Below are 13565 nucleotides of genomic sequence, written 5' to 3'. Positions count from 1 at the left end.
GATAGCCCAGATAATTCAACCTCTGTGGACCGACTTTGGCGCAGAGAAGGCAGAAATACAGCCTATCCCTATTCCTGAGCCCGACGAAGCGTCACTGTGACCTTTAGGCCACCAAGATCGGAGCGCGACAGGTGCAGGGTGCCGCCATACTCCTTGACGAGGTCTGCGACGATCGCCAGCCCGAGGCCCGTTCCGGGTTTCGTCTCGTCAAGCCGCCGGCCCCGCACGAGCGCGTCGCGCGCTTTTTCTTCCGGAATGCCGGGCCCGTCATCCTCGATCACCATGGCGAAGGCGCGATGGCCGTCTTCATCCGGTGCGGGCCGTATCGACAGCGCCGCGACCTTGCGCCCCCACTTCATGGCATTCTCGAGAAGGTTGCCCGCGATCTCCTCCAGATCCTCCCGCTCGCCCGCGAAGACGATTTCCTCGCTCGGCAGGTTCACATCGAGGCGCATCCGGGGATTGAGCTTGTCCATGACCCGCGCCATACGGGTCAGCGTCGCGTTGGCGGATGTCCTGAAAACGATCGTATCGCGCTGCGCCGCCATCCGGGCGCGCTGCAGATAATGGTCGAGTTGCTGCTGCATCGCCGCCGCCTGGTCCGCGATCAGTCCGCCCCGCGCTCCGCCCAGCGAGCGGGCTTCGTTCGTCAGCACCGCAAGCGGCGTCTTGAGCGAATGCGCGAGATTGCCCACCTGCGTCCGCGATCGCTCGACAATGCGCCGGTTGCTCTCGATCAGTTCGTTCGTCTCCTCGGCCAGCGGCGCGATCTCCGCCGGAAAGTTTCCGTCCAGACGCTTGGCAGCGCCGGCGCGGATTTCGGCCAGAGCCTGCCTCACACGAAGAAGCGGCCTCAGTCCGATCAGGATGGCGATCGCGTTGATCGCGATCATGCTCAGGCCAAAGATCGCGAGGTAGAAGTAGAGCTGCTGCTCGAAGTCGCCGATATCCGCTTCGAGTTCCGTGCGATTGCCCATCACGCGAAACCGCGCCACGCGGTTCTCGGCATCGAGCACGAACTCGCTTTCGAAGACTTCGACCGCCTCGCCGGCCAGCCCGTCGGTCTCGTAACTGCGCTGGAAGTCGAGGTCGAACGGCACCACCGACGCATCCGGCGACGGGATGTTTCTCGTCAGGGAAAGCGACGACAATCGGCCCGTCACGTCGCCCGAGACGGGTTCGACCACCCAGTACCAGCCCGATTGCGGCACGGTGAACCGCAAATCGCCGAGATTGGGCGTCCCCGTCAGCCGGCCGTCCTCGGTCACGCCCACGGAACTGATCAGGTTGAAGAGATGCGCGGTGAGCAGGCTTTCGAACCCGCGCTCGCTCGCCTGCCGAAACAGCGTCGAGATCACCGTCGCGATCACCACCAGCGTGACGATCGCCCAGACGGTGGAAAAAGCCACGACGCGGAATGTGAGTGAATTGAAGCGGTTTCTCAGGAACGCCATGGTCCGCACCGACGCGCTCTTGGAAGCGCGACGCTCAACCCTGCGACTCGCGCATGCGGTAGCCCATGCCGCGCACCGTCTCGATGAGATCCATGCCCATCTTCTTGCGCAGTCGTCCGACGAACACTTCGATCGTGTTCGAATCCCTGTCGAAATCCTGATCGTAGAGATGCTCGACCAGTTCGGTGCGCGAGACGACTTCGCCCATGTGATGCATGAGATAGGCGAGAAGGCGGAACTCGTGCGACGTCAGCTTCAGCGGGACGCCGTCCACGTCGGCCTTCGATGCCTTCGTGTCCAGCCTCAACGGCCCGCAGGTAAGTTCCGACGATGCGTGTCCGGCAGCACGCCGGATCAGGGCACGCAGCCGCGCCAGCACTTCCTCGATATGAAACGGCTTGGTGACGTAATCGTCCGCGCCCGCGTCGATGCCCGAGACCTTGTCGCTCCAGCGGTCGCGCGCGGTGAGGATCAGCACCGGCATCTTGCGGCCGTCGCGCCGCCAGCGCTCGACCACGCTGATCCCGTCCATCTGCGGCAGGCCGATATCGAGCACGACCGCGTCATACGGCTCGGTGTCGCCGAGATAGTGGCCTTCCTCGCCGTCATAGGCCCTGTCGACGACATAGCCGGCGTCCGTGAGGGCGTCGGTGATCTGCCGGTTCAGGTCTTTGTCGTCCTCGACAACGAGTATGCGCATGCTCGATCTCGTATGGTGTTTTGAGGTGTATCGCAGGATTCGCCGGGCCGGCAAAGCGGCCGGACGGCTATCCCATCGGCACGACGATCTCTTCGCGACGTGGCCGCTGCCCATCTTTCGCCGGCATCAGCACCACGATGACGCAAACCGTCTGGCCGCCTCGCGTCTCAGGGGTCGCCCGCGCCAGTTGCCCGCCCAGTTGCGCGGCCTGCTGCGCACCGATCGAGTAGCAGTCGCCGGAGGCGACCATGAACTCGCCGTTCGACTGCGCGGGCGCGGCTGTCGCCATGGAGGCGAGCAGTCCGGCTATCCCGAGGCATGCCGTGAAGCGGCGCCAAATGGTTCGATGAATGTTCATATCACGCTTGTAACGTAACATGGCTGAACGTGAAATGAACAGTTGATGACCATTTCCGCCATGCGGCCTCCAGGCCCCCTCAGCCGATCCTCGATCGCGCCAGAAGCCGGCCCAGGATCGCGATGAGTGCGGCCAACGCCGTCACCGCCTGCAGGATCGCGTCCGTCGTGGCCTGCATGTCCACATCGTCGATCGCGAGGCCGAAGCCGCCCGCAAGCGTCGCGAGGATCACCACCAGCGATGCCCAGATCGTCCGCGAGAAGTACCAGGGCTTTTCCATGTCCATCGTTCATCTCCATTCATTCAGGAAGGGTGATCGGGAGGCGTCCACGCACGGAAAGGCCTGCGCCGATCGTGGCACTGATCTGCCGCACGGTGATGTCCAGTTGCGTGGTGCCGGGCGGGAGGTCGGCGACCATCTCGGCACGCGGATAGACCCAGCCGGGTACCGCCACCTCGACCGTTTTCACGACCGCGCCGCCCGCCGCCGCCACCTCGACGCGATACCGCTCGCTTTCTTCACCGAGCGGGATGTCATCGGCGAGCCAGCTATCCGCGTCGATCCGGCCACGCCGTATCCAGGATATCGCGGAGTCGCCTCCCGCACGCCGCGCCACACGCAGGTGAACCGGCGACAACGGCAGTCTGGCGCGAACGCCCCCGATGGCCTGTAATGCGGCGAACGTCTCGCCACCGAACTCATGCCCGACAGGACCGATCCGCCAGTTCAGGAGCAGTCCCGCCTGCTCCGGCCTCAGCCCCGCCCTCGCCACCGCCTCGTTCAGCAGCACGAACGGCGCGCCTGCCGCAGCACCCGTCATCGCGGCATCAGCGGTGCCGCACTGGCCGCGCAGCAGCGTCGTCAGCCGCCACCGCGACGGCGCGACTTCCTCGGCGTCCGCGAACTGCAGAACCTCCCAGCCGCCATCGCCGGATCGGATCGCGGCAGCGTTGGCACCGTTCATGAACTGCATCTCGGAAACGCTCGACAGCGATCCGCCATAGAGTTCGACGACCACCGATCCCGCTTTGTCGACCCGCCCCTCCGGCCCTCCCTCGATCGCCTCCGCCAGATGCCCGAGCGTCGCCTGCCGCGATGCGGTGCCGGCGAGCATAAAACCCTCTTCCTCCGCAGAGACATAAACGGCCTGGCTGCGCCACGGCTTTGCATAGGCTGCAAGTCTGAACTGGTCTTCCGCCACCCCCGATCCGGGCATCGCCGGCAGGTCGAGAAGCAGAGCGTGAGGCATTCCGGCAATCACCGGCGCGCCTGGAACGGCAGGACTGGCGCCGAGCCTCCACGGTTTCGGCACACCCGTCAGAACACGCCGTGCGCTGACCCGCCGGCTCAGGCCGATATCCACGTTCGTGACCTGATAATCGACCGCCTGCCCGCCTTCCGGCAAGGAGATGCGCGCGCCCGGCGTGATGTCGATGGCGGTTGCCGGCACCGAGAAGCTGACGCCATCCCGCCCTGCCCACATCCTCTGCACCCAATCGTCAAGCAGGGCGAGAGCAGCGCCCTCCTCCAGATAGCCGGGAAAGACCAGCCTGTGCGTCCGTCCCGTATTTGCGCGGGGAAGCGCGATGCGCGCGACGGCGGATTGGTAGTCCAGAAACGGATCGGCATAGGCCAGTTCGGCCTCGCGCGGGAGATCGCCGTCCGGCGCGCGGGTCTTCTCGAGCGTGGCGATTGCGTCCTCGACGACGATATCGTCGATCTCGACCGTCCCGCCGAGCGCGGTTGCCTCGTCGCGAAAGGTCAATCGCCCGGCATCGTCGCGAACCGAAATCCCGCAAAGGCCCGCCAGCGGTTCCAGCGCGGCCCGCGCCGTGGTCGGCGCACCGATCACATATCCGCTGACACTGCCGCCGACGAACCGCGTATCGAAGTCCTCAAGCCCATGGTCCCGAAGGATTGCCGCAATGAGATCGCCGACCGTCGCGGAGGAGAGCCGCCCGTTCAGCCAATGGCCCCGATGCCAGTTGCCGCTGTCGCGCCAAAGATCGTGCCGCGCCGGATAGGCTGGAAACGGCCTCGCATCCCAGGCCCAGAGCGTCAGGCGCGACGGCGACACCATGCGCCCGCCATAGACCGGCGACACCGGATTTTCCGCCGCAGCAAAATACGGGGAACCCGGCGTCCAGTGCTCCATATGCGCGCTAATGAACCGCGCCTGCGCGACGTCGGACCGCCCGCCGGACGAGCACGCTGCACGCCGCTGCCCGACAGAAGCTCGCGCCACCGCCCGGTCGAATCCGCGTCGGTCACGTCGACCGTCTCGCTGTTGAACGCCAGCCGCTTCGTGCGCAGCCCGGCCACGGTCACGAAACTGCCCGCGCCATTGCTGTCGATCTTCAACAGCAAATCCTTGCCCTTCTGTGCTGCCACAGTGAGCCTCCTCTGTTTGACGATGATGGAAGCCGGGCAATGAGCCCGGAGGTCGTTCAATCGAGCGGTTCGGTCACGGCGCGAAAGCGCGCGATGCCGTGGAAGACCGCGATATCCTCGTTGAAACGCGCCTCGGCGAACTCCTCGCGCAGATTGACGAGCTTGTGTTCACTGAGCGTCAGTTCCGCGTCGTGAAGCCGCGCCCGAACCATGTCCATCAGTTCGAGCGTTTCGGATTTCCCTTGCGCCTTCGACCAGACATGGATCGTGAAGACGTGTTCGTTGCCGTCCTCCGTCCCCGTGCTCCAGTCGTGGATCGAGGTGCGTCCAAAGGTGACATAGGGAAACGCGACATGGGCCGGCGCATGGTCGTAGACGTGTTCGCCCCCGAGCGCGGCGTTCAACGCCGCATCGGAACTCAGCCGCCCGTAGATCGCCTTTTGCAGTTCAATCGCCGCCGACGCCATCGTCCACCCCTCTCCTCGTCAACTCCACCCCCGTGGAGACGTCTTCCGTGCGTGACGGACGGGGGCGACGATAACCCGCTTCGATCTCGTCCGCCATCTCATGCGCTTTCAGGCGCAAGGCGCGCTGCAGGCCCTGCAGCGTCAATCTCATGGTCACTTTCAACGTCCGTCCTCCCGCGCCCGGCATATGAGATAGCGACCGGTCTCGTCGGGATCGTGGACGGTCAGAATCTCGAACAATCGTGAAGATTTCCGCAGCCTCATGCCGCTTGCGATATCCGCTCGAAACCGCAGCGTAATCCGGTGCGTCATGGTTTCGAGCGTCTGGTCCGCGCCATACCGCGCTTGCGCGCTGACGGGCTCGATGCGCGCGAAAAGGGTCGCGATCTCGGACCAGCTTTCGGCATGTCCACCCGCTCCGTCTGGTATGAGCGCTGCTGCTTCGACAGCGACCTCGTGGCGAAGCGAACCGGGATCGATGAACTCCGCCCGCATCACAGCCTCCGCATGCGGTAGGGTGCCACCAGCCGTTCATAGATCGGCGGCAGCGACATCGGCTGCTGCCTGTGGTCGAAGCTCGCTCTGAACTCGTACCAGTGCGCCACCAATGTGTGGATCGCGCGCTTCAGAAGGTCGGGCACGTCGGTTCCCGCCTCGCCGAAGCCCGCCGTGAAATCGATCTCGATCCCGTTCATCACCTTGGACGGCGCAAGCGGCTGCGTGACGTGCAGGCGCGCCGGACGGGACTTGGCATCGAGCTCCAAGGCCGACGGATCGACCAGCGCTCCCTCCCCGTCGGCGCCATAGACGGTGACGGACGGGATTTCGCGCACCGGGTGACGGTGCAGCAGGACACGGCCCGACGCGGGCATGCGGTCGATGGTCAAGCGCCAGGACTGGTTCATCAAAGCGAGCCCGCAGGACGCCTCCACCTCTTCTCGCGCCGCCCGGATCAGCCCCAGCAGAAGCACGTCCTCGCTATCGTGTGCGACGCGCAGTTGCTGCTTGATCTCGGTCAGCGTGACCGGTTCGAGCTCCGGCTCGACAGTTCTGAAAAGCGCCATTCGACACCTCGCTGTTGACGTCTGAAACGAACGACGGCCCCGGAGGAGAGGCCGGGGCCGTCGCAGTGCATCCGATGCGCGGGAGGGGTTTCCCGCGTGCCGGACGTCAGGACACGCTGAACTTCAGGAGCTTGATCGCGTCGAAATCCTGGACGCCGCCGCCCACGCGCTTCGTCGTGTAGAACAGCACATACGGCTTGGCGGAATACGGATCGCGCAGCACGCGCACGCCCGCCCGATCGACGATCAGGTAACCGCGCTGGAAGTCGCCGAACGCGATCGGCGTCGCATCGACGCCGATATCCGGCATCTCCTCGGCCTCGACGAGACCGAAGCCCATCAGCATGGCGCGGGAGCCGGGGGTCGCGGGCGGCTGCCACAGATAGTTTCCGTCCGCGTCCTTGAGCTTGCGGATCGTCGCCTGCGTCTTACGGTTCATCACCCAGTTCGCATTCTGGCGATACCCCGCCTTGAGCGCATAGACCGCATCGATCAGCTTGTCGGACGAAGCGGTTGCCGGCAGTTCACCGGCCACACCGGTCGGCACGTAACCGATCCTGTCCCAGACCCAGCTCGTCTCGTTCACCTGGTCGTAATCGAGGAGGCCGCGCGGCTTGCCCGTTCCGTCGCCATTGACGAAGGCCGCCCCCTCCTGTTCCGCAAACGCGACCTCCACCTCGGATGCGATCCACTGGTCGAGATCGACGATGCTGTCTTCGAGCAGCGATGCGGTCGCCGCCGGCATCGCGTAGAGTTCGGCGGTCGGAAACTGCATCTCGTCCAGCGTCGGCGAATTGGTCTGCGGACGCGCGGCCGTCTCGGCCACCCAGCCCACCGCGGGACCGAAGACCATGAACGGCTTCTTCAGCACCGCGCCGGACACCTGCCTGACCGAGGCGATCGAACGGATCGGCGAGATCACCGCAAGGCGGCGGCCGATTTCCGTCTCGACCTCGTCGGGCACGAGATAGCCGCCGTCCTGGCCGGAGCCGTAGGACATCGCCTTGCTTTCCAGCGAGCGAAGCAGGCGGTCGTCGCCGGTGCGTACATAGGCCTCGAACGCCTGCTTGTGTTCCGGCGAGCCCGAGCCGGATTTGGCGGTCCGGCCAAGTGCCGGGCGAACGCCCTTGATCACCAGCGTATCCAGCGCCTTCTTCTGCTGGTCGAGCGCGTCGGAGATGCGATCGACCTTTTCCGTGGTGATCACGTCGGCGCTCATGCGCCGTTCCATCTGCGCCAGGCGCTGGTCGTTTGCCTCGCGGAAATCCGTGAAGGTCGTCATGAACTCGTCGAAACTGTCCGACAGGCCCGAATAGCCGGCGTCGGATTTCGTCTCGGGTGCGGTCTGTGTGATCGTCATTCAGCGTTCCTCTTGTTTCAACATGCGCGTTGCCCGGCGGATGCGTTCCACCAGGCTTTCGGGGGTTCCAGGCGCGGCGTCCCGCTCGCGCACGAGGTCGGAGAAGCCGCGCGCGATGACGGTGCGGGCTTCCCCTCTGGTCAGCTTCGCGTCCCGCGTCAGCCACCGTTCGAATTCCCTCACCGAGGGGAGCGTGCGTGCGCCCTTGACGCTGTCGACGCGGGCGCCGGGCAGCATCGGAAACGTCACGACCGAGATTTCCCAGAGGTCCGCCTCGACGATGCGCCGCACGCCGGCTTGTCGGTCCTTCGAGGCCTTCACCGTGCGGAAGCCGATCGAAAGTCCGTCGAGCGCGCCGGCGCGCATCAGTTCGCGCACCTCGCGCGCCCGTGCCACGCCCTGTGAGAGACGCCCGCGCACGAACAGGCCGCGCGCGTCCTCCCGCAATTCGGTCCACACCCCGATCGGCTGGCCGGGATCGTGCTGGAACAGCATGCGCACGCCGCCCGCGCCTCTGGTGCGCAACGCTTTTTCGAACGCGCCCTTCTCCACCACGTCCCGGGCCAGATCGGCCTTGCCGAACAGGCTCGCGTAACCGGAAAACGTCCCATCCGCCTCGACGGCGCCGATCTGCGCGTCGACGAATTTTCGCTCGATGCCCGCGACCGGGCCGTCATGTCTCATCGGTGATGCTCCGCTTGTGATCGCTGTCGGTTTTCGCGACGGATTTTCCCGTGAATGCGCGCATCAGCATGCCCAGCGCCCACCAGGCGCAGAGGCTCGCCGCAGCGGACCCCATCAGAACCAGTTCGAACGGACCGAGCGTATTCTCGATGCCGAGTTCGACCGCGATCTTGAGGCCTGCCGTTCCGCCGAACACCAATCCGCATACGAGGCCGATCGCGAAGCGGATGCCCGCCTCGCGCTTCTCGGCCGGGAGGATGTAGGCAAGCGAGATCGCCGAACCGGCAACCGCGCCGGCCGCTTTCGCCACCCACAGCCAGGCTGCTTCGTTCATCTGCTTCGTGCCTCTCGTCATGGATGCCGTCATGCGCGGGGGCCGTATCCGACCGCCTCGCGCTTTTCGTCTTCCGACAGGAAATCGGCCGCGCCGACCCGCTCCCAGACCGCCGCGCGTTCCATCGCCAGCCCGTCGATCTGGTCCGCATCGAAGGTCAGGCGCAAATCCGGCCCGAAGCGCGGTCCGAGCCAGCCGGACAGTTCGGACGCCGTCCGCGTCACCAGCGGCATGACTGTCATGCGGTAGAAGGCGCGGTTGGCCTCCTGATAGTTCGCGTAGGTGTTGTCGCCGGGAATGCCGAGGACCATCGGCGGCACCCCGAAAGCGAGCGCGATGTCGCGGCTCGCGGCGTTCTTGGCCTCGATGAAATCCATGTCCTTGGGCGTCAGGCCCATCGCCTTCCAGTCGAGCCCGCCCTCCAGCAGCATCGGACGACCGGCCCGCGTCGCGCCGGAATAGCCCTCCTCCAGCTCCGTCTTGAGCCGCTCATACTGGTCTTCGCTGAGGTTGCCGCCCTCCTTCGGCGCATAGACCAGCGCACCGGAGGGGCGTGCCGAATTGTCGAGCAGCGCCTTGTTCCAGCGCGCGGCCGCATTGTGGATGTCGAGCGCCATCAGCGCCGCCTGCAACGGCGGAAATCCGTAGTGATCGTCCAGCGGATGGAACAGCGTCAGGTGCAGCGCCCCGCCCTCCCCGTCACCGGAGAGCGCGATGCGCCGCTTTGCGCTGCCTTCGCGATGCTCGATCGCCATCGGCCACCCGGACCCGTCCGCCACCACGGCCACCCTGTCCGGTCTCAGAAGATGCAGTTCGCGCGCATCGCCGGCCTCGACGAGTTCGACATAGGCGTTGCCCGACATCAGGAGATGTCCGTACAGCGCCTCGAGAAACGCCACACCGCCCGCGCGCGGGTTCGGCTGCCTGAGCATCGCCAGCAGCGGATGATCGCTGCGCTCCTGCGCGCCCTCGAAGAGCAGCCACGGCATCGCCGCCGCCGCTTCCGAAATCAGCCGCACCGAGCGGTGCACGACCGGGTTGCGCATGAACCCCTCGCGGGCGAGCGCGGCATAGTCCGGCCGCGTCCACGCCGCCTCGCTTTGCGTATGCAGCGCCACGAAGCCGTAGCCGCCGGCACTCTTGCGTTCGACGCGCAGATCCGCATCGCCCGGGCTCTTCGCCCATGGCCATTTCCATCCCATGATCCGTTCCGTTCAGCTAAGGTTGCGAATTCGCGGCCGATCCTGTCGGCCGAGCAGAAGGTCCGTCACCGCCCAGACGAGCGCGTCGACCCGGTCCGGCGAGCGCCCGCCCGACAGCCCGTCAGGACCGAAATCGCACATCTCGTCCTCGAGCTTGGCGAAACGGCCCGCATGAACCACCCGGCCCTGCGCATAGAGTGCTGCGACCGGCTCGGCGCGCAGCCATTTGCCCCGCGTGGCCCGCACCGCCCTGACTGGCACGCTGGCGTCGATGGTGCGCAGCACGGCGGTGACCATCTCGCCGCCCTGGTTGACCTCGGCGACGATGCAGTCGGCCTCGTGTGCGTGGAACAGCGCGATCGCGCGCGCCGCCCAGTCCTGCGGCCGTGCCGCTGAAATCGTCCCGTCCTGCAGCACGACAGCGCGGCCCTGTCCGTCCAGCCCCGCCACGACGATGCCGCACGCATCCGAATTCCGCCGCGACGTCGCCGGCGGGTCCACAGCGACGACGATGCGCGAGAGCTGCCCATGCGCCCCGTCCATCGCCTCGAGGCCAGAGCGCGTCCAAAGCGCGTCGGCGCGATCCTCGATCAGTTCGCCGTCGAGTTCCTGCCGGCCGAGCCGCGATCCGGCGTAGCGCCCACGGATCGTGTCGATGAACCCGGCTGCGAGGTTCTGCGCATTCTCGTCCGTCCGCATCCGCGTCAGCGTAAAACTGTCATCGCTCATCAGCCGCTTGAGCAGCGGCGTCGCGCGCGGCGTCGTGGTCACGAGCTGTCGCGGCCGCTCGCCCAGCCGCAGCCCGAACTGGAGCATGTCGAAGCAGGCTTCGGCGTTCTTCCATTTCGCCAGCTCGTCGCACCAGGCAGCCTCGAACTGGGGCCCGCGAAGGCTTTCGGGGTCTTCCGAGGAAAACGCCTGCGCCACCGCGCCGCTGCTCCAGAGCAACCTGCGCCGCGTCGGCTCGTATCGTGGACGATCGTCACCGCCGCAGCCTGCAATTCCTGACGCCCCCTCCACCATCACCTCGCGCACGTCGCCCAGGGTCTCCCCCACCAGCGCGATGCGCATGTGTCTGTTGTGTCCCGCAAAGGGCGGCAGGCCGCGCGCCAGAGCGTTCACCCATTCCGCGCCCAGCCGCGTCTTGCCCGAGCCGCGTCCGCCGATCACCAGCCAGTTGTCGACGGGCGGAAGACCGAAAAGCTCCAGCCCGACCGGATATTGCGACAGCCGCGCTTCGCTGATCCACGCCCCCCGCAGCAGCCGCGCGTCAGCAGGCGACAGCGCGGTTTGCGACCAGTTGTCCTGCAAGGTCCTGTGCAAGCTCGACAATGCGATTGTTGATGCGTCCGAGCAGGGCGGCCAGATCTTCGTCATTGGTGGCTTTTTCCTGTTTCGCCCGTTCCGCCGCGAGCGCCTCCCAGCGCTCCATCATCCGCATCATCGCGGCCAGCGTATCGATCTCGGTCTTGGCGATCGGCTCACCGCTGTCGGCAAGCGCGATCACGGTCTCGACACGGCGCGCCACGAACGACGCGCATCGCGCCAGCACCGCGACCGGGTCTTCGTCCTGCCGGATATCCGGCAAAGGCTGGTACGAAGGGTTCTGGACACAAGGCATGGCCCCGACCCGGACGTCATTGTCCGTTGCCTCCGGAGTTTCACCTTCGTTGCCCCCGGTCGCGCACGTCACTGGTCTGCTGTGGACGCTACGAATCTTGAAATACCGGTCGTCGGGCCGCTTCCAACCCTCCTTGGCAGCGCGTGCACGTACCGTTCTGACGTTGCAGCCCAGCATCGCCGCGACCCTTACACGGAGCACGGGCAGCTCTTCCGAAACGACACGCGCGGCCAGCCATTGCGCAGCCGAGATCGGCCGCCGCTTGCCTGTGCTTTTTGTCATGAGATGAGAAATCCGCTTGGGAAAACCCGAAGAGTTCGCCCTCAGGCGCAATTCTCCGACGATAGCCAGACACTACCAAAGCTCCGTCACGCCGTCAAGGATTATTTTCCTAATTGTATACTTACGTACTAGGATCGAAAATGCGAAATGATTCGCGACAGGCCGGTACTGAAAACGGAATTGAGATAACGCCCGAGATGATCGCGGCGGGCACTTTGGAGTTGCGGGACATGCGCTTTGGCCGCCGCATGGCGGACATTTTGGAGGCAATCTACCTAGCTATGGAGATCGAAAAGCGCGCTCAGCTTAAATCGGATGCCTTTTGAACGAGTTGTTCAAGATACTCGATATAGCGCTCGGCGACATAGACAGGGTCGGTTTTCGCGAGTGGTTTACCCATATGCTCCGTCGGGGGCGGAAAAGCTTCGCCATAGCGGTCGTCCTTCACCGTGAGCAGCTGTGGCCCTCCGGGAGTGTGTACGATTGTAGGAGGCTTGCCGTCAGCGGTGCGCCAAATGCGGCCTTGGATCGCTTTTTCAGGATTTTGAAAGAACGCCTGATCCGGAGTGAATTCCTTGATGTAGATGCTCTCCCCACCCGCGCCAATCCCGATACCGGGCTGTTGGTGTTCAGTCGTAGGGTCGAGGGCGTGCTCTTCGGCGTTTCGTGCTTGAAAAAAATAGCGCAACAGTGGGTCTTTCCGGCCTTCGCGCTTGATGCCGCCATGCCATTGGCGACCTTGTGGGGTCTGCTTGGAACCCGCCTCAACGGCGTTGATTATGCTACCAGTGTGGATCAGGAAGGATGACCAGTGACTTGCGAAATCGGCAAAGTTCCTAGCGCTGCGGCAATGTTGCAGTGCCTGCTTTGCCTTTGACAGGCGGTCGTGGCATTTCGGTATTGCTTTAGCGTCGAAGGGTCGTGTCATGTCAGAAGCCCCCAAAGACAAAGACCAGGAAAAGGGCGACGAGGTCTTGCGCCGCCTGTTGAAGACCCCTCCCGGACCAAAGACCGGGAAGGGCGAGGATGCGTCTAGGAAGCCACCGGCCAAAGAGGATCAGGCTGCCAACCGGCGCTGATTGGCTTCAAAGGTTGCTTTGAACTGGTCACCATTGACGAGGAGGCATGTCCATGCTGCGTTTGATGCCTCAACCACGATCAGGAGATCGTTATCGGTCAGGATGCGCTGGGTATATTCCCGCAGTTGGACCGAGTTTGTTGGACCCGCGATATACCACACAGACTCTAGAATACGGACGCACACAAAGTTTGGTCCTAGCGCCAGCAGATGGCTGTCCATCTGCCCATGAGTGGGGCGAGACCTATTCAGGTCGTAAGTGAGGATGAAGTTAGACATATTCCGTTCCTGTGATTTGCCCCACAGGACGGCTTGACGAAATCGGCCAGAAATTTAGTGTGGCGATTGTTCTTCATGTGCCTAGCCGTCCTATGGCTGGTTGCATTAACGGCGGTGATTCGTGGTGGAATCACCGCCGTTTTCATTGGAACGGACGAAGAACAAATCTTGCAAGCCCTAAATTTTCTGTCCACCCGTGATTCACAGGCGCTTCTTGCTTCCGTGAAGACGCTTTTGCGCCCTTCGTTTAGGCGCCGTGGGCCTCACCATTTCTCTACTATCTATCGCAA

General features: G+C 64.6%; 19 protein-coding genes. 1 reads left to right on the top strand and 18 read right to left on the bottom strand.

From position 1 onward, the window contains the following. Window positions 1–68 precede the first annotated feature (68 nt). From AAFN55_RS07910 to AAFN55_RS07835, 16 genes are all read right to left on the bottom strand, one after another. Window positions 69–1454, bottom strand: coding sequence for an ATP-binding protein (locus AAFN55_RS07910; RefSeq protein WP_347798307.1), 1386 nt, complete (start codon window positions 1452–1454; stop codon window positions 69–71). Between the two features lie 34 nt (window positions 1455–1488). Beyond that, window positions 1489–2154, bottom strand: coding sequence for a response regulator transcription factor (locus tag AAFN55_RS07905; RefSeq protein ID WP_347798306.1), 666 nt, complete (start codon window positions 2152–2154; stop codon window positions 1489–1491). A 67-nt stretch (window positions 2155–2221) separates the two neighbouring features. Beyond that, the gene (locus tag AAFN55_RS07900) at window positions 2222–2443 is read right to left on the bottom strand and encodes a hypothetical protein (RefSeq protein ID WP_347798305.1); all 222 of its coding nucleotides are present in this window, start codon (window positions 2441–2443) and stop codon (window positions 2222–2224) included. 148 nt (window positions 2444–2591) lie between these two features. Further along, entirely contained in the window at window positions 2592–2798 is a 207-nt protein-coding gene (locus AAFN55_RS07895) for a hypothetical protein (protein ID WP_347798304.1), read from the bottom strand. A 13-nt stretch (window positions 2799–2811) separates the two neighbouring features. Then, entirely contained in the window at window positions 2812–4680 is a 1869-nt protein-coding gene (locus AAFN55_RS07890; RefSeq protein WP_347800219.1) for a phage tail protein, read from the bottom strand. Then, a complete protein-coding gene (locus AAFN55_RS07885; RefSeq protein WP_347798303.1) occupies window positions 4572–4904 on the bottom strand; it encodes a phage major tail protein, TP901-1 family in 333 nt (110 codons plus the stop codon). Before AAFN55_RS07885 ends, AAFN55_RS07890 begins: the two co-directional genes overlap by 109 nt. 56 nt (window positions 4905–4960) lie before the next feature. After that, window positions 4961–5371 (bottom strand): DUF3168 domain-containing protein, encoded by a 411-nt coding sequence (locus tag AAFN55_RS07880; RefSeq protein ID WP_347798302.1) that lies wholly within the window; start codon window positions 5369–5371, stop codon window positions 4961–4963. Then, complete coding sequence (locus tag AAFN55_RS07875) at window positions 5352–5528, bottom strand: hypothetical protein (RefSeq protein ID WP_347798301.1); 177 nt, start codon at window positions 5526–5528, stop codon at window positions 5352–5354. Before AAFN55_RS07875 ends, AAFN55_RS07880 begins: the two co-directional genes overlap by 20 nt. A gap of 2 nt (window positions 5529–5530) precedes the next feature. Further along, on the bottom strand, window positions 5531–5866 hold the full coding sequence (locus tag AAFN55_RS07870; RefSeq protein ID WP_347798300.1) for a phage head closure protein: 336 nt from the start codon (window positions 5864–5866) through the stop codon (window positions 5531–5533). After that, window positions 5866–6435: a head-tail connector protein gene (locus AAFN55_RS07865; RefSeq protein ID WP_347798299.1), complete on the bottom strand. Its 570-nt coding sequence runs from the start codon at window positions 6433–6435 to the stop codon at window positions 5866–5868. The genes AAFN55_RS07870 and AAFN55_RS07865 overlap by 1 nt, the downstream gene beginning before the upstream one ends. Before the next feature lie 106 nt (window positions 6436–6541). Beyond that, window positions 6542–7795, bottom strand: coding sequence for a phage major capsid protein (locus AAFN55_RS07860; protein ID WP_347798298.1), 1254 nt, complete (start codon window positions 7793–7795; stop codon window positions 6542–6544). After that, entirely contained in the window at window positions 7796–8479 is a 684-nt protein-coding gene (locus AAFN55_RS07855; protein WP_347798297.1) for an HK97 family phage prohead protease, read from the bottom strand. Next, window positions 8469–8834 (bottom strand): DUF6107 family protein, encoded by a 366-nt coding sequence (locus AAFN55_RS07850; RefSeq protein ID WP_347798296.1) that lies wholly within the window; start codon window positions 8832–8834, stop codon window positions 8469–8471. Before AAFN55_RS07850 ends, AAFN55_RS07855 begins: the two co-directional genes overlap by 11 nt. A gap of 8 nt (window positions 8835–8842) precedes the next feature. Next, a complete protein-coding gene (locus tag AAFN55_RS07845) occupies window positions 8843–10015 on the bottom strand; it encodes a phage portal protein (RefSeq protein WP_347798295.1) in 1173 nt (390 codons plus the stop codon). Window positions 10016–10027: 12 nt separating this feature from the next. Beyond that, on the bottom strand, window positions 10028–11392 hold the full coding sequence (locus AAFN55_RS07840) for a terminase family protein (protein WP_347798294.1): 1365 nt from the start codon (window positions 11390–11392) through the stop codon (window positions 10028–10030). Beyond that, on the bottom strand, window positions 11286–11918 hold the full coding sequence (locus tag AAFN55_RS07835) for a hypothetical protein (protein ID WP_347798293.1): 633 nt from the start codon (window positions 11916–11918) through the stop codon (window positions 11286–11288). Before AAFN55_RS07835 ends, AAFN55_RS07840 begins: the two co-directional genes overlap by 107 nt. 140 nt (window positions 11919–12058) lie before the next feature. Here AAFN55_RS07835 and AAFN55_RS07830 point away from each other — a divergent pair, with 140 nt between their 5' ends. Next, window positions 12059–12244 carry a hypothetical protein gene (locus AAFN55_RS07830; RefSeq protein ID WP_347798292.1) on the top strand — a complete coding sequence of 62 codons (186 nt, stop codon included), beginning with the start codon at window positions 12059–12061 and terminating at the stop codon, window positions 12242–12244. Here the strand turns inward: AAFN55_RS07830 and AAFN55_RS07825 are convergent. After that, the gene (locus AAFN55_RS07825) at window positions 12220–12846 is read right to left on the bottom strand and encodes a hypothetical protein (RefSeq protein WP_347798291.1); all 627 of its coding nucleotides are present in this window, start codon (window positions 12844–12846) and stop codon (window positions 12220–12222) included. The genes AAFN55_RS07830 and AAFN55_RS07825 overlap by 25 nt on opposite strands. A gap of 129 nt (window positions 12847–12975) precedes the next feature. After that, window positions 12976–13275: a hypothetical protein gene (locus tag AAFN55_RS07820; protein ID WP_347798290.1), complete on the bottom strand. Its 300-nt coding sequence runs from the start codon at window positions 13273–13275 to the stop codon at window positions 12976–12978. Window positions 13276–13565 lie beyond the last annotated feature (290 nt).

This window comes from Mesorhizobium sp. CAU 1732, assembly GCF_039888675.1.
Lineage (GTDB): Bacteria > Pseudomonadota > Alphaproteobacteria > Rhizobiales > Rhizobiaceae > Aerobium.
This window is presented reverse-complemented; position numbering and strand designations above follow the sequence as displayed.

What these genes read in the sequence shown, in the direction of transcription:
- AAFN55_RS07835 (WP_347798293.1), bottom strand. Translation starts at nt 11,918, where the DNA reads ATGACAAAAAGCACAGGCAAGCGGCGGCCGATCTCGGCTGCGCAATGG.
- AAFN55_RS07910 (WP_347798307.1), bottom strand. Translation starts at nt 1,454, where the DNA reads ATGGCGTTCCTGAGAAACCGCTTCAATTCACTCACATTCCGCGTCGTG.
- AAFN55_RS07905 (WP_347798306.1), bottom strand. Translation starts at nt 2,154, where the DNA reads ATGCGCATACTCGTTGTCGAGGACGACAAAGACCTGAACCGGCAGATC.
- AAFN55_RS07900 (WP_347798305.1), bottom strand. Translation starts at nt 2,443, where the DNA reads ATGGCGACAGCCGCGCCCGCGCAGTCGAACGGCGAGTTCATGGTCGCC.
- AAFN55_RS07895 (WP_347798304.1), bottom strand. Translation starts at nt 2,798, where the DNA reads ATGGACATGGAAAAGCCCTGGTACTTCTCGCGGACGATCTGGGCATCG.
- AAFN55_RS07830 (WP_347798292.1), top strand. Translation starts at nt 12,059, where the DNA reads ATGCGAAATGATTCGCGACAGGCCGGTACTGAAAACGGAATTGAGATA.
- AAFN55_RS07825 (WP_347798291.1), bottom strand. Translation starts at nt 12,846, where the DNA reads ATGACACGACCCTTCGACGCTAAAGCAATACCGAAATGCCACGACCGC.
- AAFN55_RS07860 (WP_347798298.1), bottom strand. Translation starts at nt 7,795, where the DNA reads ATGACGATCACACAGACCGCACCCGAGACGAAATCCGACGCCGGCTAT.
- AAFN55_RS07820 (WP_347798290.1), bottom strand. Translation starts at nt 13,275, where the DNA reads ATGTCTAACTTCATCCTCACTTACGACCTGAATAGGTCTCGCCCCACT.
- AAFN55_RS07855 (WP_347798297.1), bottom strand. Translation starts at nt 8,479, where the DNA reads ATGAGACATGACGGCCCGGTCGCGGGCATCGAGCGAAAATTCGTCGAC.
- AAFN55_RS07865 (WP_347798299.1), bottom strand. Translation starts at nt 6,435, where the DNA reads ATGGCGCTTTTCAGAACTGTCGAGCCGGAGCTCGAACCGGTCACGCTG.
- AAFN55_RS07840 (WP_347798294.1), bottom strand. Translation starts at nt 11,392, where the DNA reads ATGACGAAGATCTGGCCGCCCTGCTCGGACGCATCAACAATCGCATTG.
- AAFN55_RS07850 (WP_347798296.1), bottom strand. Translation starts at nt 8,834, where the DNA reads ATGACGAGAGGCACGAAGCAGATGAACGAAGCAGCCTGGCTGTGGGTG.
- AAFN55_RS07880 (WP_347798302.1), bottom strand. Translation starts at nt 5,371, where the DNA reads ATGGCGTCGGCGGCGATTGAACTGCAAAAGGCGATCTACGGGCGGCTG.
- AAFN55_RS07870 (WP_347798300.1), bottom strand. Translation starts at nt 5,866, where the DNA reads ATGCGGGCGGAGTTCATCGATCCCGGTTCGCTTCGCCACGAGGTCGCT.
- AAFN55_RS07845 (WP_347798295.1), bottom strand. Translation starts at nt 10,015, where the DNA reads ATGGGATGGAAATGGCCATGGGCGAAGAGCCCGGGCGATGCGGATCTG.